Raw genomic sequence first — 18,755 nt, 5'->3', positions numbered from 1 at the left:
CGTCAGCCGAAGCGCTCGGCGCTGAACGGCGCGAAGTCAAAATTCGGCTTCTCGCCTGCGATCGCCGCCCCGATCAGCGCCCCGGTCGGCGCCGACCCGGTCAGGCCTAGATGGCCGTGGCCAAAGGCGCACCAGATGCCGTCCCAGGTCTTGAGCGGCCCCAGCACGGGCACGCTGTCCGGCAGGCAGGGGCGATGGCCCATCCAGCTCGTGGCACCTTCCGTCCGCACGTCGGGGAAGACGGCGCGCAGGTCGCCCAGCAGTAACTGCGCGCGGGCCTCGTTCGGCGTCGCGTCGAGTCCGGCGATCTCGACCGATCCGGCCACGCGCAGCCCTTCCTCCATCGGTGAGATGAAGACCTTGCGATCGGCCGGCGACAGGATGCGCCCCGGCGTCACGCCGGGATCGGGCAGCATCATGTGGTAGCCGCGCTGGGTCTCGAGCGGCACCTTGATGCCGAGCGGCGCGAGCAGCCGTGCCGACCAGGCCCCGGCCGCGAGCACCATCTGATCCGCCGGGACATCCCCCTCATCGGTCACGACACCCGCCGCGCGGCGTCCGTCGAGGCGGATGGAGCGCACCTCCACTTCCCGGACCTCGCCGCCCAGGCGGCGCACACCGGCGGCGACCACCTCGGTGAATCGCGCCGGGTTCAGGCAGGACCCATGGTCCGGCAGCAGGACGGCGCGGGTATAGGCGGGCGCGACGGCCGGCTCGAGCGCAGCGAGCGCGGCGCGGTCCAGTACCTCCATCCGCAGCCCGTGGCGGCGGCGCAAATCGAGCGAGGCGGCGTCCTTCGCCATCTGTGCATCGTCGCGATAGAGATACATCTGTCCGGCCTCGCGAATGAGGTCGGTCGCGCCCTCCTCGGCCAGGATCTCCTTGTGGCGTTCCAGCGTGCCGAAGAACAGGGAGCCGAGCGCATTCGCCGCCGCCTCGACCTGCGAAGTCCGCGCCGAGGCGACGAAGCGCAGCAGCCAGGGTGCCGCCTTCAGCCAGTAGCGCAGCGGGATGTGCAGCGCGCCGGCGGGGTCCATCATCATCTTCGGCACCTGGCGCAGCACGCCCGGCATGGCGAGCGGCGCGACCGAGCCATGGCTGATCGCCCCGGCATTGCCGGATGACGCCGCGTGCGGCTTGCGCGCATCCAGCACGACCGGCCGCAGGCCGCGCTTCGCCAGGTGCCAGGCTACGCACAGGCCGACGATCCCGCCGCCGATCACAACGATCCGCGGCTTGTCCGATGATTCTTCCATGACCGCCATGCTGCCCCGTCAGGCTGGGCGACGGAAGCCTGCCTCGCGTTGACGGGGGGCCGCCCGCGTCGCACCCTTCCGTCCAAGCAAGACTGAGGAACGTTCCGATGCGGATCACCCCGAACAATGCCGGGCTGGGTGCGCGCGTGGAGGGGATCGACCTCTCACAGACGCTGACGCCGGCCGATTTCAAGACCGTGCTGCGCGCCCTCGGCCAGTATGGCGTGCTGTGCTTCCCGGGCCAGGACCTCGACCCGGCGGCGCTGTCCGCCTTCGGTTCCCGCTTCGGCGAGTTGGAGGTCAACGTCGCCAACCTGTTCCACGCCGAGGGCCACCCCGAGGTGATGCATCTGTCCAACATGAAGGACGCGGCCGGCAAACCGATCGGCCTGTCGGATGCCGGCCAGGGCTGGCACACGGACATGTCCTATTCGAAGGAGATCGCGCTCGCCAACGTACTGCACGCCAAACGCGTGCCGCGGCGCGACGGCCGGGCCATCGGCTGCACCCAGTTCCGCAACATGCATGCGGCCTACGAGGCCCTGCCGGCGGAAGTGAAGACCCGCATCGAGGGCCGCACGGCGATCCACGACTTCGCGAAGTTCTGGGACATGATGCGCATCCGCCCCGGTTCCATCCGCGGCCCGCTGACGCCTGAACAACGCGCCAAGAAGCCGCCGGTCTCGCAGCCCATGGTCCGGGTGCATCCGATCACGGGCCGCAAGGTGCTCTACTGCAATTCCGGCTACGCCATGTTCGTGGAAGGCATGGAGCACGCGGAGTCCGACGCGCTGCTCGACTACCTGTTCCGTCACCAGGCGCAGGACAAGTTCTTCTACGAGCACGAATGGAACGAAGGAGACGTGCTGATGTGGGACAACATCGGTACGCTGCACAATGCAGTGGCCGATTACGGCCCGGATGAGCCGCGCTTCATCCTCCGCGTGCAGGTGATGGCCAATCTCGACTACGCGGCGCTCGCGGCATGAGGCTGGTCACGGTCGAAGGACCGGCGCTTGGCGGGCTGGTCGGAGATGACGTCGTGCTGCTGCGCCCGGCGCTGTCCGCAGCGATGCGCGCGGCGGGCGAAGCCGATACGGCCGAAGCCGTGATCCCCACCGACATGGTCGCACTGATCGCCGATGAGGCGGCAATGGTCGCGGCTGGCCGCGCTCTGGCCTTCGCGGCACGGGCGGAGAATGCAGCGCTGCGCGCGCCGCTGTCTTCGGCCCGCCTGCTGGCGCCGCTGAATCCTGGGAAGATCCTCGGCGTCGGGCGCAACTATGCCGACCATGCGAAGGAAGTCGGCAGCCCGAAACTGGAGATGCCGAAGATCTTCATGAAGCCGACGTCTTCGGTCGTCGGTCCAGGTGCGGCGGTGCACATCCCGCCCCTGGTCCGGAAGGCGGATTGGGAGGTCGAGCTCGCGGTCGTCATCGGCAAGCGTGCGCGCAACGTCAGCGAGGGCGTAGCCCTTGACCACGTCGCCGGCTACACCGTGCTCGACGACGTCAGCGCGCGCGAATTCCAGTTCGACGTGCCGCTGGCGATGACCTCCTTCGCCAAGGGCATGGACGGCTTCTGCCCGATCGGCCCCTGCATCGCGACGGCGGATGAGGTGGGCGAGCCCTGGGCGCTCGATCTGCGCTGCTGGCTGAACGAGGAGGAGGTGCAGCATGGCAATACGCGGGACCTGATTTTCCCCGTCGCCACGCTCATCGCCTTCCTGTCGCGCTACATGACGCTCGAACCCGGTGACGTCATCGCCACCGGCACACCGGCCGGGGTGGGGCATTTCCGTGATCCGCCGCGCTACCTGAAGTCGGGCGACCGGCTGCGGATGGAGGTCGAGCGCGTCGGCATCCTTGAACACACAATCGCCTGACGGGGGGGACACAACCATGATTCGAAGGACGCTGTTCGGCGCCGCCCTGGCGCTTGCCGCGCTGCCGGCCCTCGCGCAGCCGCGCGCGCCGGGCACCGACTATCCGAACCGGCCGGTGCGGGTGGTTGTCGCCCTCGCCCCAGGCGGCAACGCCGACATCAATGCGCGGCTGGTGGCGACGGGGCTGTCGCAGCGGCTCGGCCAGCAATTCGTGGTGGAGAACCGCCCCTCCGGCGGCGGCACCGTCGCCTTCGAGACAGTCGCGCAGACGCCGCCCGACGGCTACACGCTGCTGGTCGGCGCGCTCGGGTCGCATACGCTGAATGTCGGACTTTATGGCGACCGGCTGCGCGTGCACCCGCTGACCGGCGTCGACCACATCACCATCTCCAGCCATTCGGCGATCGTGCTGGTGGTGAACAACAATTTCCCGGCGCGCACGCTCGCCGAATTCCGCCAGCAGGTCGCCGCCAATCCGGGGCGCTTCGACTACGGGTCCTCCGGCAATGGTACGACGGGGCACATCGCCGCGGCACTCATGCTGCACCTGATGGGAGTGCAGGCGCAGCATGTGCCTTATCGCGGCTCGGCGGCCGCGTTCCAGGACCTGCTGGCGGGACGCACGGCCTTCCAGGCGGACACCATCTCCTTCGTCACGGAACCCATTCGCACCAGGCAGGTGCGCGGGCTGGTGATCGCCACCCCCGAACGATCCTCCATGATCCCCGACGTGCCGACTGCAGCCGAGGCCGGCCTTCCCGCCTTCCAGGCCACCACCTGGACGCCATGGTCCACGACGCTCGGCACACCGGCGCCGATACGCCAGTTCCTCTATGAGCAGATCGCGGAGGTGCTGAAGACACCGGAGGTGCGCGATCGCCTGGTCGCGCTGGGCAATACCATCCCTGGCGGCATGACGCCCGACGCGACGCGAGCCTTCATTGCCGCCGAGATCGACAAATGGGTGCCGATCGTGCGGGCTTCGGGTGCACGCGTCGATTGAACTTGATCCGGTCACTCATCCGGCGCGATCTTCCGATGTCAGAACGACGAAGGATCGTGCCATGGCCGAGGACGCCACCGCCCGCAACCGCGCCCGAGTGCTGGCGATTTACGAGGCCTATCTTGCCGCCGATCTGCCCTTCGTGATCGGCGCGCTCGCCGAGGATGTCCGCTGGACATCGGGCGAAGCCGCGGGCGGCGCGCCCTGGTCCGGCGAGCGCATCGGACGCGAGGGGGTGGAGGCGTATTTCGAGGCGCTGTTCGCGGAGTGTCGCATTCTCGACTACCGCATCGGCCAGGTCATCGTGGATGGCGACTGGGCCGCCGTGACCGCGACCGTGCGCGCCCAATTCCACCGCAGCGGCACGGAACAGGAACTCGGCAAGGTGGATGTGCTGCGCCTTCGCGACGGGATGGTGGCGGAGTTCCGCGAATATTACGACACCAGTGCCATCGCGGTGGCGTGCGCCGCCTAGGCCGGCGCTGAAGATCAGCCCCGCAGGTCGAAGCGATAGACCTTGCTGACGATCTTCCAGCCCTCGGCCGTCCTCAGGAACACCAGGTAGTCGGTGAAGTAGCGCGGCGGGATCTGGCAGGCGACCTTCGCCACTGCGCATTCCGGCCCGGACTGGTCGATCGTCAGGATGCGGTCCTCGCGCGCCAGGCCCTTGGCCTTCGGGCTGCCGCGGCCGCGCACCAGTTCGAACCACTGTTCCCGCGTGATGTCCTGCACCGCCCCGTCCTTGTCCCAGTAGAGATGCGCGCAGGAATGGAAGGCACTGGCGAGCTTGTCCGTGTCGCTTTCATGCAGACCGTCGAAATAGGTCTGCAGCACGGCCTCGATGGCGGCGATATCGCTGGCGGGCATGGGGTCCTCCCGGTCGTTGTCGGTTGATCATTGCCCGGAAGCCGCCGCTGGCACAGGGGGCCCCGCGCGACCCGTTTACAGCACCCCGTCAACGGGGCATGTGATCGGCAACGGAAGGGAAGATAACGCCATGACATCCGGTCGCCGCTCCTTGCTGCTCTCAGCCGCCGGCCTGGCGCTGCCGGCGCCGCTCCTGGCGCAGGCGCCCGGCTGGCCGTCCCGCCCCGTGCGCGTCATCGTCCCCTATGCCGCATCCGGCGGCACCGACATCCTCGCCCGCGCGCTGGGCGAGGCGCTGCGTCCTGTACTGCCGCAGCCCATCGTGGTGGAGAACCGCGCCGGCGCGGCCGGCGTCGTCGGGTCCGAAGTCGTCGCCCGCGCCGAGCCGGACGGGCATTCGCTGCTGGTGGTGGTCTCGACCCATGTGATGAATCGCTACCACCTGCCCTCCCTGCCCTATGACCCGATCCGCGATTTCACGCCGATCGCCATGCTGACGCGCAACACGATGGTGCTCGTCTCCGGCGCCAATCAGCCCTTCGACAGCCTGCGAGGGATGATCGACCATGCGAAGGCCAATCCGGGCCGCGTCGGCACCGGCAGCACCGAGGCGCTGTCGTCCTTCATCGGGCAGGAACTCGCGCGCCGTGCCGGGGTGGACATGCCCGATGTCGCCTATCGCTCTGGCGGGCAGTTGATGAACGACATCGTCGCGGGGCACCTGCCGACCGGCTGGACCAGCACGGTCAGCGCGGCGCCGCACATGCAGACGGGGCGGGTCCGCATCCTCGCAGTATCGACCGCGCAGCGTTCTGCCTTCTTCCCCGATGCGCCGACCGCCGCCGAGCAGGGTGTCACGGAGTTCGATCTCTCGGGCTGGGTGGCCATGCTGGCGCCGCCGCGCATGCCCGAAGCATTGTCCGCGCAGATCGCCGGCACGGTGCAGCGCGTCTTCGAGGATACGCAGTTCCAGCAGCGCCTCGTCGCCCTGGGTGTTGAGCGCGATTTCCGTCCTGCCCCCGCGCTGCTGGAGGCGATGCAGCGCGATGACCGCATCTGGGCCACCGCCGCGCAGGCCGGCCACATCCGTCCGCAGTGAACGGGCATCCGCCCGAAGCAATAGGATCACCACCATGGCCAATCCCACCCTTCGCAAGGCCTTCGAGCAGAAGAAGTTCATCGTAGCACCCGGCATCTTCGACATGATCTCGGCGAAGGTCGCCGACGGCATGGGGTTCGACTGCCTCTATGGCACCGGCTTCGGCACCGTCGCTTCGCATCTCGGCGTCGCGGATGCGGGCATCGCGACCTATGCCGACATGGTCGCGCGCATGGGGCAGATGGCGCGCGGCGTGAAGACGCCGATGATCGCCGATGCCGACACCGGCTATGGTGGGCTGCTGAACGTCCGCCACACCGTCATGGGCTATGAGCAAGCCGGCATCACCGGCATCCAGCTCGAGGACCAGGAGATGCCGAAGAAGTGCGGCCATACGCCCGGCCGCCGCGTCATCCCGGCCGAGGAGATGGTGCTGAAGATCAAGGTCGCCGCCGAGGCGCGCACCAGTCCCGATTTCCTGATCGTCGCGCGCACCGATGCGCGCACGACGCTGGGGTTGGACGAAGCGATCCGCCGCGGCCTGATGTTCGGCGATGCCGGCGCCGACATCGTCTTCATCGAAAGCCCCGAGAGCGAGGAGGAGATGCGCGCCATCGGCCGCGCCATCAAGCGCCCACTGCTCGCCAACATGGTCGAGGGTGGCCGCACGCCGATCCTGCCGGCGAAGACCTTGCAGGAGATCGGCTACGCCATCGCGATCTATCCCGCACTCGGCTTCCTCGCCATGGCCGCGGCGATGGAGCGCGTCTTCAGCCACCTGAAGACGGAGGGCGACAGCCTCGCCATCGGTGAATCCTACGGCTTCAAGCGCATGACGGAACTCATGGGCTTCCCCGAAGTGTGGGATTTCGAGAAGCGCTGGGCCCAGCCCGAGCCTACGAAGGCCGCGGAATGACCGCCCTTCCCGGCGTCAAGGCGCTGGTCTTCGACGTGTTCGGCACCGTCGTGGACTGGCGCAACGGCGTGGCGCGCGACGCGAGGACTTTCCTCGCGCGCCACGGCCGCGGCGAGATCGACCCGCATGCCTTCGCCGATGCCTGGCGCCGGCGCTACCAGCCGGCGATGGAGGAGGTGCGCTCCGGCCGCCGTCCCTTCACGCGACTGGACGTGCTGCACCGGGAGAATCTGGACCTTGTACTGCGCGACCATGACATTGACCCGGCGTCCGTCCCGGCCGCGGAACTCGAATGGCTGAATCGCGCCTGGCATCGGCTTGACCCCTGGCCGGACACCATCCCGGGGCTGATCCGGCTGCGGGCGAAGCACTTCCTCGCGCCGCTGTCGAACGGCAACATCCTGCTGCTGGCGAACATGGCCAAGCGCGCGGGACTGCCCTGGGATGCGGTGCTCGGCGCCGAGGCGGCGCAGGCCTACAAGCCGCAGCCCGAGGCCTATCTGCGCACGGCCGACATCCTCGGGCTGCAGCCAGGCGAGGTCGCCCTCGTCGCCGCCCATAACGGCGACCTGGCGGCGGCGCGCAAGGCCGGGCTGAAGACCGCCTTCGTCCTGCGCCCGACCGAGCATGGCCCGAACCAGACCACCGACACCCGCGCCGAACAGGATTGGGAAGCCGTGGCGTCATCCTTCGAGGAACTGGCGGACCGCCTTGCCTGCTGAACTGTGACCTTCCCCCAACAGGGCGCGTTCTGGACAGCGGCGGCACGCGCGGTGCGGGACCGCGCGGCGGCCGGTGCGCGCGGATGGCATCTTCCTCTATCCCTATTGGGGCATGCCGGGAGTGGATGAGGCCGTGCGCCACCTGACCGACGACGATCCGGAGATCGTCGCCGCCATGCTGGACCTCGGCCGCCGTGCCGGGCCGGAATACGCCTATGCCTTCGCCGTGCTGGCGGTGAAGGCGTAGCATCTACTCCGCGCGGATATTGCCCTCGCGGATCACCGGCTCCCACTTTGCGGCCTCGGCCCGGATGAAGGTCGCGAATTCCTCCGGCGTGCCCGCGACCACCTCGGCGGCTTGCACGCGCTCGGCGGCCTCCTTCACGGAAGGCGTGGTGATGATCGCGCGCAGGATACGATTGGCGGTGACAACCATCTCTGCCGGCATGCCCGCCGGCCCCACCACGCCGTGCCACGTCGCGGAAGCGAAGCCGGCATAGGTCGCGCCGACCGTCGGCACGCCCGGCAGCGCGGGCACCGCATTGGCGGTGCTGACGGCAATCGGGCGGACATTGTTCTCACGGATGAAGGGTAGCGAGGTCGAGACAGACGGGAAGGTGAAATCCGTCTCCCCCGCGATGGTGCTGCGCAACACGTCCGCACCGCTGCGATAATGCACCGCCTGCCAGCGGATGCCGGCGCGCCGCGCGAGCAGTTCCGCGCTCAGATGGCTGGCGTGGCCGACGCCGGGGGAAGCATAGGTCATCTCCCCGTTGCGCCGCCGCGCCAGTTCGATCAGTTCGGGCAGCGTCGTCGCCTGGAGGCCGGGCCGCGTCACGATCACCAGCGGCAGGTTCACCAGATGGATGATCGGCGTGAAGGAGGTCAGCGGATCATAGGTGAGGCCCGGTTGCAGCATCTTGCCGATCGCGTTGGCGCCGAGATCGGCCATCATCAGCGTCGCGCCGTCCGGGCGGCTGGTGGCGACGACGCCGCCGGCGATGGTACCCCCGGCGCCGGAGCGATTCTCCACCACCATCGGCTGGCCGTTGGCGTGCTGCGGGAAGGCATTGGCGACCGAACGCGACAGGGTGTCCACCGCGCCGCCGGCGCCGAAGGGCACGACCAGCCGCACCGGACGATCGGGCCAGGCGCCCTGGGCGCGCAGGCCGGTGGGCAGCCCGGCGGCCAGGGCAAGAGCGCCAAGTCCGCGGCGATGGATGGCGAATGGCATGATGGGCGACCTCCCGAACCTCTTTGCGTGCACATCGGCAGCGCCAGACCATGCTGTCAACTGGCGCTCGGCGGGGCATGCTGGGTGCACGCCATCGGAGCCTGCAGCCATGACCTGGTCCATCGTCGCGCGCGATCCCACCACCGGCGCCTTCGCCGTCGCCGTCACCACCTGCAACCTCGCGGTCGGCGCCGCCTGTCACTTCCTGCGCACCGAGGTCGGCGCAGTGTCCACGCAATCCATGAGCAACCGCTATCTCGGCCCGGTGGTGCTGGATGCGCTGGCCCGCGGGCTGTCGCCGCAGCTGGCGCTGGCCTCGGCCCTCGCGGGGGATGAAGGTGAGGGGCTGCGCCAGATCCATGTCGTGGACAGGCACGGCCGCGTCGCCGCCCATACCGGGGCCAATTGCGTGGATTGGTGCGGCAGCGTGGCCGCCGACAGCTTTTCCGTCGCGGGCAACATGCTGGCGAATGGCAATGTCATCGCTGCGACCGCCGAGGTCTTCGCCACCCGCCCGGACCTTGCGCTGCCCGAACGCCTGATGGCTGCGCTGCATGCCGGCCAGGCCACCGGCGGCGACCGGCGCGGCCGGCAATCCGCCGCGCTGATGGTGACCACCACCGAGGACTTTCCCGACATCAACCTTCGCGTGGACGACCATGGCGAACCGCTGGTCGAGTTGTCCCGCCTGCTGTCGCTGTGGCGAACCCAGACTGAACCGTCCCAGCATACCCGCCCGTCCCGCGCCAGCCCGGCCGGGCTGACCGATCTCGACGCGATCGAGGCCGGTTGGCGGGCGCGCGGGATGGATCTGCGCTTCCGCCGCTGAGGGCTTGCACGCCAGCCCGCGCGGCGGCAGTCAGGCAATACCAGCAGGAGGATCGCAGCATGCGCCAGCACAGGATCGCCGCCATTGGGGGCGACGGCATCGGACCGGAGGTGATCGCCGCGGGCTGCCGGGTGCTGGAAGCCACGGCCGCCGCGCAGGGCGGCTTCTCCGTCGCCTTCGAGAGCTTCGACTGGGGCAGCGAGATGTATCGCCGGACCGGGAAGATGATGCCCGATGGCGGTCTCAAGCAGTTGGAAGGCTTCGACGCCATCTTCTTCGGCGCGGTCGGCGCGCCGGACATCCCCGACCACATCACCCTGTGGGAACTGCGCCTCGCCATCTGCCAGGGTTTCGACCAGTACGCGAATGTCCGCCCGACGCGGCTGCTGCCTGGCGTGCGCGGGCCGTTGCGGGAGGATCTCGGCAAGCAGATCGACTGGGTGATCGTGCGCGAGAATTCCGAGGGCGAATATGCCGGCGTAGGCGGCCGTGCCCATCGCGGGCTGCCGATCGAGGTCGCGATGGACGTCGCCGTCTTCACGCGAGACGGCGTCGCACGCATCTGCCGTCATGCCTGCGAGGTCGCCATGTCCCGCCCGCGCAAGCATCTGACCGTCGTCACCAAGTCGAACGCCCAGCGCCACGGCATGGTGATGTGGGACGAGGTCTGTGCCGAGGTCACCGCGCAGTACCCCGCCCTGACGGTCGAAAAGATGCTGGTCGATGCCATGACCGCGCGGATGGTGATGAAGCCGGGCAGTGTGGACACCGTGGTCGCGACCAACCTGCATGCGGACATCCTGTCCGACCTCGCCTCGGCGCTGGCGGGCTCGCTCGGCATCGGCGCGACCGGGAACATCGACCCGCAGCGGCGCCGGCCTTCGATGTTCGAACCGATCCATGGCTCGGCCTTCGACATCACCGGCAAGGGCATCGCCAATCCCCTCGGGTCCTTCTGGACCGCGTCGATGATGCTGGAACATCTCGGCGAGGCCGCGGCCGCGCAGCGGCTGATGCGCGCGGTGGAAGCCGTGACGGCGCGCGGCGACGTGCTGACGCCCGACCTCGGCGGCACGGCGACGACGGCGCAGGTGACCGATGCCGTGATCGCCGCGCTGAAGGGTGCCAATATCTAGCGAAGGGGACCACGCATGGCGGAGATCGAACCGGGCTTCATCGTCATCCGCGGCGGCCGTCTCGCCGATCCGGCGAAGCGTCGCGCCGAACCGGCCGACATCCTGGCCGAGGACGGCGTGATCCGCGCCGTCGGCCTCGGCGTCGAGGCTCCGCCCGGCGCCCGCGTCGTCGATGCCGCGGGCTGCCTGCTGCATCCGGGGCTGATCAACGCGCACACCCATGGCCATGGCGCGCTGGCGCGCGGGACCGGCGATCGCTGGACGCTGGAATTGCTGCTCGCTGCCTCCCCCTGGATCGGTGGCGGTCGCGCGCTGCAGGACAAGAAGCTGTCGGCACAGATCAACGCGGCGGAGCTGGTCCTGAAGGGCTGCACCGCCGCCTATGACCTCTACTCCGAATTCCCGCTGCCCACCGCCGAGGGGCTCGACGCCGTGGCCGAGGCCTATGCCGGCATCGGCATGCGCGCCGTCATCGCCCCGATGGTGGCCGACCGCACGGTGTGGGAGGCGATCCCCGGCCTGCGCGATGCCCTGCCCGAGGAACTGCGCGCCCAAGTGGACCGCCTGCGCCTGCCCGCCTTCGAGCGCACGCTGGAAGGCATGCGCCGCGCCCTGTCCGGCTGGCGCTGGGGAGCGAAGGACATCCGCGCGGCGGTCGCCCCCACCATCCCGCACCATTGCTCGGATGCCTTCCTGTGCGGCTGCCGTGACCTGGCGCGCGACTTCGGCATCGGCCTGCACAGCCATGTCGGCGAGAGCAAGGTCCAGGCGCTGGTCGGCATCCAACGCTACGGCAAGACTCTGCTCGCGCATATGGATGCGCTCGGCCTGGTCGGGGCGGATTTCACCGCGGCACACGGCATCTGGCTGGACGATGACGACCTGATGCGGCTGCGCGATGCCGGCGGCGCGGTGGCGCACAACCCGGGCAGCAACATGAAGCTCGGCAACGGGATCTTCCGGCTGCGCCGCGCGCTCGACCTCGGCGTGACCATCGGCATCGGCACCGATGGTTCAAGTTCCTCCGACAACCAGAACATGTATGAGGCGATGCGCGCCGCCTCCCTGCTGTCGAAGGTGCAGACGCCCGACCCGCAGGCCTGGGCGAGCGTCGAGGAAGTCTATCAGGCCGCGACGGCCGGTTCAGCCAAGGCGCTCGGTTTCAAGGATATCGGCGCCATCGCGCCGGGGATGAAGGCCGACATCGTCTTCCTCGACCTCGGCGCCATCAACTGGATCCCGCACCATTGGTCGGTGAACCAGATGGTGCATGTGGAAGACGGCACTGGCGTGCGCCACGTCATGATTGGCGGACGCTTCGTGGTGCAGGACCGCCGGCTGCTGACGATCGACCTGGCGAAACTCGCCCTGGAGGCCGAGGCGGCGCGCGAGCGGCTCGAGGCGCTGAACGTCACCTTCAAGGATCTCTACGAACGGCTGGCGCCGGTCGTCTCGTCCTTCTGCCCGGCACTCGCCGCACAGCCCTACCATCTCCGGCGCTATCTCTGCGATGCGCCGGAGCAGGCAAGCACGTGACTATTGCTGTTCCAGCCCTGCTTCACGCGCGCGCTGGGACAGCACGGTGATCTGGTCGCGCATGAAGTTGCGGAACGTCTCCGGATCGCTCCCGCGCGGCGCGTAGCCCAGCCGCGCGAGCCGTTCGCGCAGCTCCGCATCGCCCAGCACCTTGTTCAGCGCGGCATTGGCCCGCGCGATGACGGGCGCGGGCGTGGCGGCCGGCACCGCCATGCCGAACCACACATCGAAGGTGAAGTCCGGCAGCACGGAAGCGACGGTCGGGATCTCCGGCGCCAGCGAGAAGGGCTGCGGCGAGGTCACCGCGAGCGCTCGCACCTTGCCCTCGCGCACCTGCGGCATGCCCGCGGCGAAATCGGTGAAGGTGCTGTCGATGCGCCCGGCGATGACATCCGTCAGCGCCTCCGGCCCGCCGCGATAGGGCACGCCCGTCATCTCCACGCCACCGAGCCGCGCCAGCGTCGCCGAGGCGATCAGCGCGGAGGAATTGCCGTAGCTGAAGGTCAGCGGCGTACGCACCGCCTTGGCGTGCTCGACCAGTCCGCGCAGATCGCGCGCCGGGGAGGACGCCGGCACGACCAGCAGATAGGCCGTCTCCGCCACGAAGCCGATCGGCGCGAAGTCGCGCAGCGGGTCATAGGCGAGCCGCCGGATCGTATAGGTATTGAGCGCGCCGTTGGTCACCGACAGCACGCACCAGGTATGACCATCGGGGGCGGAACGCGCGGCGCTCTCGGTGCCGACCACGCCGCTGCCGCCGGGGCGATTGTCCACGATCACCGGCTGGCCGAGCTCACGCGTCAGCGGTTCGGCAAGGTGGCGCATCAGCGTGTCGGTCACGCTGCCGGCAGGGAAGGCGACGACCAGGCGGATCGGCCGGTCGGGCCAGGTCTGTGCCACGGCAGGGGCAGCGAGCAGCGCAGCGCCGGAAGCAAGCAAGGTGCGGCGGCGGATCGGCGTCATGGCCATCAGCCCTTCGCCTCCGCGGCGATGAAGCGGTGGATCTCGGTGTTGTCGACCGTAGGGCCGAGCGCGGCGACGGCGCCTGCCCATTGTTCCCGGCACAGGGCTAGCATCGCCGCGGGGAAGCCCGTCTCGGAGGCGATGCTGCCGGCGACGTCGAGGTCCTTGCGCATCAGCCCGAGCTGGAAGCCGCCCGCGTAGCGGCCGTTGATGATCTCCTGCCGCGCCTTGGTCTCGGTCGCGATGTTGCGGCCGGACGAGGCGTTCATCACATCGGTCAGGATGCCAAGGTCGAGGCCGAGCGCCTCGCCCATCCGCAGCGCCTCCGCCGTTGCGAGCAGTCCGGCGGCATAGACGTAGTTGTTGAGCGCCTTCATCGCATGCGCGCTGCCGACCGCGCCGGTGCGGATGATCGCCTCGCCCATGCCCTTCAGCACCGGCTCGGCGCGCGCGAAGGCGGCATCGTCACCGCCGACCATGATGGCCAGCGTGCCGGTCTTCGCCTTGGCGACGGACCCCGACACCGGCGCATCGACCATCGCAGCACCGCGCGCCGCCACCAGCCCCGCCAGCCGCCGCGTCTCCCCGGGTTCGGAGGAGGACATGTCGATCACCAGCATCCTCGGCCGCAGCGCGGCGAGCAGCCCGTCCGGGCCTTCCATCACCGTCGCGATGATGCGGCTGTTCGGCAGCATCAGCACCACGACCTCGGCGTTGGTGGCCACAGCGGCGGGGCTGTCCGCGAAAGTCACGGCACCGGCCGCGGCACCTTCGGCCAGCGCGCTACGCGCAGCCTCCGAGGTATCGCAGGCCAGGACGCGGAAGCCGCGCGCGATCAGGCTGCGCGCCATGGGCAGCCCCATCATGCCAAGTCCTATGAATCCAATGGGTCCGGCGCCTGCGGCCATGGTCGTTTCCCTGCCTTGTCGTGCAGCGCGATGCTTAGGCGCTCGGGGGGGGAAGGCAAGCCATGGGTGGGCTTAACGGCCGCGCGCCGCGCGCATAGGCTGGCACCCATGGCGCCTTGGATCGCGGCTCTCGGCGCGACGCTGCTGATGCAGTCAGTCGCCTCCTTCATGACGCAGAGCCTGCCCGTGGTCGCCCCGCTGATCACGGCGAGCGCCGGGTTGGCGCCCGAACGCGTCGGCAACTTCTCCTCCCTCGTCGCCTTCGGGACGGTGCTGTTCCTGCTGCTGGGCGGGCCATTCCTCGCGCGACTGGGGCCGGTGCGCACATTGCAGGCAGGCGCAGTGATCTGCGCGGCGGCGCTGCTGACGGCGGGCTTCGGGACGGTGGCAGCACTCGGGCTGGCCTCGCTGCTGCTGGGGGTCGGCTATGGCCCCTCCCCGCCCGCGGGCAGTCGCATCCTGGCGGCGACGGCGCCGAAGGAACACCGCACGCTGATCTTTTCGGTCAAGCAGGCGGGCGCGCCGCTGGGCGGCGCCATGGCGGGGCTGATCTCGGCGCCGATCGCGGCCTCGGCAGGATGGCCCGTGGCGCTGCTGGTCGCTGTCGTGACCGCCGTGCTGGCTGCGCTGGCAATCCAGCCGCTGCGCGGCGCGCTGGATGCGGAACGCGACCCGGCGCGGCGGATCGGGCCGCGCGACGTGCTGTCACCGCACAGCATCGCGGCACCCATCGCGGCGCTGAAGATCGATCCGCTGCTGCCGAAGCTGGTCGCGTTGTCGGTCGCCTTCGCGCTGTGCCAGGGCTGCCTGTTTTCCTTCACCGTCACCTGGCTGGTGGAAACCCGCGGCATGGGGTTGGTGCAAGCCGGCAGCACCTTCGCGGTGATGCAGGTGGCGGGCGTGGTGGCGCGCATCCTGCTCGGCTGGATCGCCGATCGCACGGGCAACGCGACGCGCAACCTCGTGGTGCAGGCCTTCGTCGCGGCCGCGTCGGTCGCCGCGTTGGCAGTGCTGCCGGCCAGCGCGCCAGTCGCGGCACTGATGCTGCTGTGCGGGCTGGCGGGCTTCGTCGGCGCATCCTGGAACGGCATCTCGCTGGCCGAGGTCGCCCGCGTCTCGCCGCCGGACCGGGTCGGCGACGTCACCTCGGGCAGCACGCTGTTCATCTTCCTTGGCTACGTCGCCGGGCCTTCGGCCTTCTCGCTGCTGGTCACGCTGTCGGGCGGCTGGGTGCTGCCGATGCTGCTGGTGGCCGGGCAACTCGCCGTCGTCGCGGCCCTTGTCGGGATCTCGCTGCGCCGCTGATCAGGCGGTCCAGCGCGGCGCGCGCTTTTCCTGGAAGGCGGCGATGCCTTCCTTCGCCTCCGGCCCCGCAGCGCAATTCGCGAAAGCCTGCGCGCCGGCTTCGGCGTAGCCCTCCGGTGAAAGCGGCCCGAGTACTGCGATCAGCTTCTTGGTTTCGGCAAGTGCCATCGGCGCGCCCTGGCGGATGTCGGCGACGATGGCGTCCACCGTCGCCTCCAGCCCCGCTGCATCAGCCACCACCTGATGCACCAGGCCGAGCCGCCCGGCCTCCGCCGCATCGATCACATCGCCCCGCAAGGTCATGCGCATCGCGGCACTGCGGCCCATGCGCCGCACCAGCCAGGGCAGGATCTGCGCCGGCACCAAACCGCGCCGCACTTCCGGCGCGCAGAAGCGCGCATCGGCCGTGGCGATCGCGAAATCCGCCGAACAGACCCAGCCGAGCCCACCCGCATGCGCCGCACCCTGCACCGCCGCGATCACCACCTGCGGCAGGTTCGACAGCCGCACGAAACGTTGCCCGGTGCGGTGGTTGCGCGCTTGCTGCGCCGCCAGCCGCTCCGCATCCGTCGCACCGCTGGCACCGACCTCGCTGAGGTCGAGGCCGGCGCAGAAATGCCCTCCGGCGCCGGAGAGGATGACGACACGCGCCTCGCTGTCGGCCGCCAGCGCATCGAGAGCGGCGTCCAGCGCCTCCCCCATCGCGTTGTTCATCGCGTTGCGTCTCTGCGGGCGGTTCAGCGTCAGCCGTGCCACGGGGCCTTCGCGCGTCAGCAGCACGGGTGTCTCGGACATGCGTCCCTCCGTCATTCCGGCCTTGAGGATAGACCCCGGCCGCGCAACCGGCGATATGGTCGCCCCGACGCGGAAGGAAGGACTCATGGCGGAACGGATCGGCCTCGGCATCATCGGCTTTGGCATCATGGGGGAACGGCTCGCGCGCTTCGCGGCCGGGCACGACCAGGTGCGGCTGGTGGGCGCATGGGACCCTGCGCCGGACGCTGTGGGACGGCTCGCGGCCGCCGTGCCGGGCGTGCCGATGCTCGCCTCGCCGGAAGCGGTGATCGCTGCCTGCGACTGTCTCTATGTCGCCTCCCCGCCCGCATTCCACCTGGCACACGCGAAGGCAGCCTTCGCTGCCGGCAAGGCCGCGTTCCTGGAGAAACCGCTGGCGGTCGATCCCGCCGAAGCACAGGCCTTCGTGGACGCCGCCGAGGCCGCGGGCGCGCGCGGTGCGGTGAATTTCCCGATGGCCTCCTCCCCCGCTGTCGCGCAGCTCGCGGCATGGCGCGCGGAAGGCGCGGTCGGCGCGCCGCGCGAATTGTCCATCACCACCGCCTTCGCCGCCTGGCCGCGTTCCTGGCAGCGTGACGCTCACACCTGGCTCGACAAGCCGCAGCAGGGTGGCTTCACGCGGGAAGTGGTGTCTCACTTCCTGTTCCTCACCCGCCGGCAGCTTGGGCCACTGGCGCTGGAAGCGGCACGGGCGACCTTCGCCTCCGCAGGCCGATCGGAGACCGCGATCGCCGCGCGGATGACCGCCGGCGGCGTGCTCACCACCCTGTCGGGCGGCGTCGGCACCACCCTCGCCGACGATCACAATGCGTGGGTGCTGGAAGGGTCCGCCGGGGCGATCCGCCTGCGCGACTGGTCCTTCGCCGAACGGCGCGGGGCCGATGGCATCTGGGCCGCCGCGCCGGATGCGCTGCCGAACGAACGCATGCGCCCGATGGTGCTGAAGCGCCAGCTCGACGGCGTCGCGGCGATGACGCGCGGGGAAAAGCATCACCTCGCGACGCTGCGCGAGGCGTTGGAGGTGCAGCAGGTGGTCGAGGCGATCCTCGCTCAATCGGCGTAGGGCAGCCCGACATAGTTCTCGGCGAGCGTCGTCAGCGCCGCCGTGGAGCCCGCGAGGTAGTCGAGTTCCGCGATGCGGACGCGCTCCTCGAAGGCGTCGTGATCGTCGTAGCGGTGCAGCAGCTGCGTCATCCACCAGGAGAAGCGCTGCACCTTCCACACGCGATCGAGGCAGGTGGCGGAGTAGCTGTCCATCAGTGCCTCCCCCCTTCCGGCGAAGAAGGCTTCCAGCGCGCGCACCAGCACGCGCACATCCGCAATCGCGAGGTTCATCCCCTTCGCTCCGGTCGGCGGCACGATATGCGCGGCATCGCCGGCGAGGAACAAGCGGCCATGGCGCATCGGCTCGGTGACGAAGGATCGCATGGCGGTCACGCCCTTCTGCAGGATCGGGCCTTCCTCCAGCCCGTCGCCAAGGCGCCTGCGCAGCGCTGACCAGATGCGGTCGTCGGACCACGCCGAGAGATCCTCATCCGGCGCGCATTGCAGGTAGAGGCGGCTGATGCTGTGGCTGCGCATCGTCGCCAGCGCGAAGCCATCGGCGTGGCGGGCATAGATCAGTTCCTCCGACATCGGCCGCGATTGTGAGAGGATGCCGAGCCAAGCGAAGGGATAGATGCGGTCGAAGACCGTGAGCGCATCGGCGGGGATCGATGGCCGGCAGATGCCGTGAAAGCCATCACAGCCGGCGATCACGTCGCAATCAAGCACGCGGTCCTGGCCGTCCTGCCGCCAGGTGATGCGCGGCCGGGTCGCCGCGATGTCGTGTACCGCGACCGCCTCCACTTCGAAATGCAGCGGCAGGCCGGCGGCGAGGCGGATCGCGATCATGTCCTTTACCGCTTCCTGCTGGCCGTAGATCGTCACCACCTTGCCGCCGGTCAGGCCAGAGAGGTCCACGCGATGGCCCTGGCCGCCGAAGCGCAGTTGCAGACCGTGATGCTCCAGTCCTTCCCGGTGCAGGCGCTCGGCGACGCCCGCCTCGTCCAGCGTCTCGACCGATCCCTGTTCCAGCAGCCCGGCACGGACGCGGCTTTCGACATGCGCGCGGGACCGTGCCTCCAGCACCACAGCGTCGATGCCGCGTTGGTGCAGCATCTGCGCGAGCAAAAGCCCGGCCGGACCGGCACCGATGATCCCGACCTGTGTGCGCATGCGTTCAGTCTCCCTTGGCATGGATTTGGCGATGCCTCGGCCGGCTGCGCAAGCGCCAGGATGCCGTCAGGCTTGCCCGGCGGG

The 18,755-nt window shown here is 69.6% G+C and carries 20 protein-coding genes; 13 read left to right on the top strand and 7 right to left on the bottom strand.

Annotation, left to right across the window (positions count from 1 at the left end; all coding sequences use genetic code 11):
- Window positions 1-2: 2 nt before the first annotated feature.
- Window positions 3-1,256: an NAD(P)/FAD-dependent oxidoreductase gene (locus AC2YHJ_RS06555; protein WP_487394791.1), complete on the bottom strand. Its 1,254-nt coding sequence runs from the start codon at window positions 1,254-1,256 to the stop codon at window positions 3-5.
- A 107-nt stretch (window positions 1,257-1,363) separates the two neighbouring features.
- On the opposite strand from AC2YHJ_RS06555, the gene AC2YHJ_RS06550 reads away from it, so the two are divergent.
- The 4 genes from AC2YHJ_RS06550 (at window position 1,364) to AC2YHJ_RS06535 (ending at window position 4,619) form a co-directional block, all read left to right on the top strand.
- Window positions 1,364-2,245 carry a TauD/TfdA dioxygenase family protein gene (locus AC2YHJ_RS06550; RefSeq protein ID WP_487394790.1) on the top strand — a complete coding sequence of 294 codons (882 nt, stop codon included), beginning with the start codon at window positions 1,364-1,366 and terminating at the stop codon, window positions 2,243-2,245.
- Window positions 2,242-3,141, top strand: a complete 900-nt coding sequence (locus tag AC2YHJ_RS06545) for a fumarylacetoacetate hydrolase family protein (RefSeq protein ID WP_487394788.1) — start codon at window positions 2,242-2,244, stop codon at window positions 3,139-3,141. The genes AC2YHJ_RS06550 and AC2YHJ_RS06545 overlap by 4 nt, the downstream gene beginning before the upstream one ends.
- 16 nt (window positions 3,142-3,157) lie before the next feature.
- A complete protein-coding gene (locus tag AC2YHJ_RS06540; protein WP_487394786.1) occupies window positions 3,158-4,144 on the top strand; it encodes a Bug family tripartite tricarboxylate transporter substrate binding protein in 987 nt (328 codons plus the stop codon).
- Window positions 4,145-4,205: 61 nt separating this feature from the next.
- Window positions 4,206-4,619, top strand: coding sequence for a nuclear transport factor 2 family protein (locus AC2YHJ_RS06535; RefSeq protein ID WP_487394784.1), 414 nt, complete (start codon window positions 4,206-4,208; stop codon window positions 4,617-4,619).
- A 14-nt stretch (window positions 4,620-4,633) separates the two neighbouring features.
- On the opposite strand, the gene AC2YHJ_RS06530 is transcribed toward AC2YHJ_RS06535, so the two are convergent.
- Window positions 4,634-5,011, bottom strand: a complete 378-nt coding sequence (locus tag AC2YHJ_RS06530; protein ID WP_487394782.1) for a nuclear transport factor 2 family protein — start codon at window positions 5,009-5,011, stop codon at window positions 4,634-4,636.
- Between the two features lie 130 nt (window positions 5,012-5,141).
- Here AC2YHJ_RS06530 and AC2YHJ_RS06525 point away from each other — a divergent pair, with 130 nt between their 5' ends.
- From AC2YHJ_RS06525 to AC2YHJ_RS06510, 4 genes are all read left to right on the top strand, one after another.
- Entirely contained in the window at window positions 5,142-6,110 is a 969-nt protein-coding gene (locus tag AC2YHJ_RS06525; protein ID WP_487394780.1) for a Bug family tripartite tricarboxylate transporter substrate binding protein, read from the top strand.
- Between the two features lie 34 nt (window positions 6,111-6,144).
- Entirely contained in the window at window positions 6,145-7,026 is an 882-nt protein-coding gene (locus AC2YHJ_RS06520; RefSeq protein WP_487394778.1) for an isocitrate lyase/PEP mutase family protein, read from the top strand.
- Window positions 7,023-7,748 (top strand): haloacid dehalogenase type II, encoded by a 726-nt coding sequence (locus AC2YHJ_RS06515; protein ID WP_487394777.1) that lies wholly within the window; start codon window positions 7,023-7,025, stop codon window positions 7,746-7,748. Before AC2YHJ_RS06520 ends, AC2YHJ_RS06515 begins: the two co-directional genes overlap by 4 nt.
- A gap of 73 nt (window positions 7,749-7,821) precedes the next feature.
- A complete protein-coding gene (locus tag AC2YHJ_RS06510; protein ID WP_487394776.1) occupies window positions 7,822-7,995 on the top strand; it encodes a hypothetical protein in 174 nt (57 codons plus the stop codon).
- A 3-nt stretch (window positions 7,996-7,998) separates the two neighbouring features.
- Here AC2YHJ_RS06510 and AC2YHJ_RS06505 read toward each other — a convergent pair whose 3' ends face one another.
- Entirely contained in the window at window positions 7,999-8,982 is a 984-nt protein-coding gene (locus tag AC2YHJ_RS06505; protein ID WP_487394775.1) for a Bug family tripartite tricarboxylate transporter substrate binding protein, read from the bottom strand.
- A gap of 109 nt (window positions 8,983-9,091) precedes the next feature.
- On the opposite strand from AC2YHJ_RS06505, the gene AC2YHJ_RS06500 reads away from it, so the two are divergent.
- The 3 genes from AC2YHJ_RS06500 to AC2YHJ_RS06490 are packed head-to-tail and all read left to right on the top strand — an operon-like array spanning window position 9,092 to window position 12,483.
- On the top strand, window positions 9,092-9,811 hold the full coding sequence (locus AC2YHJ_RS06500) for a DUF1028 domain-containing protein (protein WP_487394774.1): 720 nt from the start codon (window positions 9,092-9,094) through the stop codon (window positions 9,809-9,811).
- A 59-nt stretch (window positions 9,812-9,870) separates the two neighbouring features.
- Complete coding sequence (locus tag AC2YHJ_RS06495) at window positions 9,871-10,947, top strand: tartrate dehydrogenase (protein WP_487394773.1); 1,077 nt, start codon at window positions 9,871-9,873, stop codon at window positions 10,945-10,947.
- A 15-nt stretch (window positions 10,948-10,962) separates the two neighbouring features.
- A complete protein-coding gene (locus AC2YHJ_RS06490; protein WP_487394772.1) occupies window positions 10,963-12,483 on the top strand; it encodes an amidohydrolase family protein in 1,521 nt (506 codons plus the stop codon).
- Here the strand turns inward: AC2YHJ_RS06490 and AC2YHJ_RS06485 are convergent, their stop codons facing one another.
- Both AC2YHJ_RS06485 and AC2YHJ_RS06480 read right to left on the bottom strand, forming a co-directional pair.
- Window positions 12,484-13,452 carry a Bug family tripartite tricarboxylate transporter substrate binding protein gene (locus tag AC2YHJ_RS06485; protein WP_487394770.1) on the bottom strand — a complete coding sequence of 323 codons (969 nt, stop codon included), beginning with the start codon at window positions 13,450-13,452 and terminating at the stop codon, window positions 12,484-12,486.
- Complete coding sequence (locus AC2YHJ_RS06480) at window positions 13,452-14,354, bottom strand: NAD(P)-dependent oxidoreductase (protein ID WP_487394769.1); 903 nt, start codon at window positions 14,352-14,354, stop codon at window positions 13,452-13,454. The genes AC2YHJ_RS06485 and AC2YHJ_RS06480 overlap by 1 nt, the downstream gene beginning before the upstream one ends.
- Before the next feature lie 108 nt (window positions 14,355-14,462).
- On the opposite strand from AC2YHJ_RS06480, the gene AC2YHJ_RS06475 reads away from it, so the two are divergent.
- Window positions 14,463-15,659, top strand: a complete 1,197-nt coding sequence (locus AC2YHJ_RS06475) for an MFS transporter (RefSeq protein ID WP_487394767.1) — start codon at window positions 14,463-14,465, stop codon at window positions 15,657-15,659.
- Here the strand turns inward: AC2YHJ_RS06475 and AC2YHJ_RS06470 are convergent, their stop codons facing one another.
- Window positions 15,660-16,454, bottom strand: a complete 795-nt coding sequence (locus tag AC2YHJ_RS06470; RefSeq protein WP_487394766.1) for an enoyl-CoA hydratase/isomerase family protein — start codon at window positions 16,452-16,454, stop codon at window positions 15,660-15,662. It lies immediately after the preceding gene.
- An 85-nt stretch (window positions 16,455-16,539) separates the two neighbouring features.
- On the opposite strand from AC2YHJ_RS06470, the gene AC2YHJ_RS06465 reads away from it, so the two are divergent.
- Window positions 16,540-17,517 (top strand): Gfo/Idh/MocA family oxidoreductase, encoded by a 978-nt coding sequence (locus tag AC2YHJ_RS06465; RefSeq protein ID WP_487394765.1) that lies wholly within the window; start codon window positions 16,540-16,542, stop codon window positions 17,515-17,517.
- Here the strand turns inward: AC2YHJ_RS06465 and pobA are convergent.
- Window positions 17,505-18,671 carry a 4-hydroxybenzoate 3-monooxygenase gene (gene pobA / locus AC2YHJ_RS06460; protein ID WP_487394764.1) on the bottom strand — a complete coding sequence of 389 codons (1,167 nt, stop codon included), beginning with the start codon at window positions 18,669-18,671 and terminating at the stop codon, window positions 17,505-17,507. The genes AC2YHJ_RS06465 and pobA overlap by 13 nt on opposite strands.
- Window positions 18,672-18,755 lie beyond the last annotated feature (84 nt).

This window comes from Roseomonas sp. SRI_022 (genome assembly GCF_057586215.1).
The sequence above is the reverse complement of the archived record's forward strand: the minus strand, read 5'-3'. Positions and strand labels throughout refer to the sequence as shown.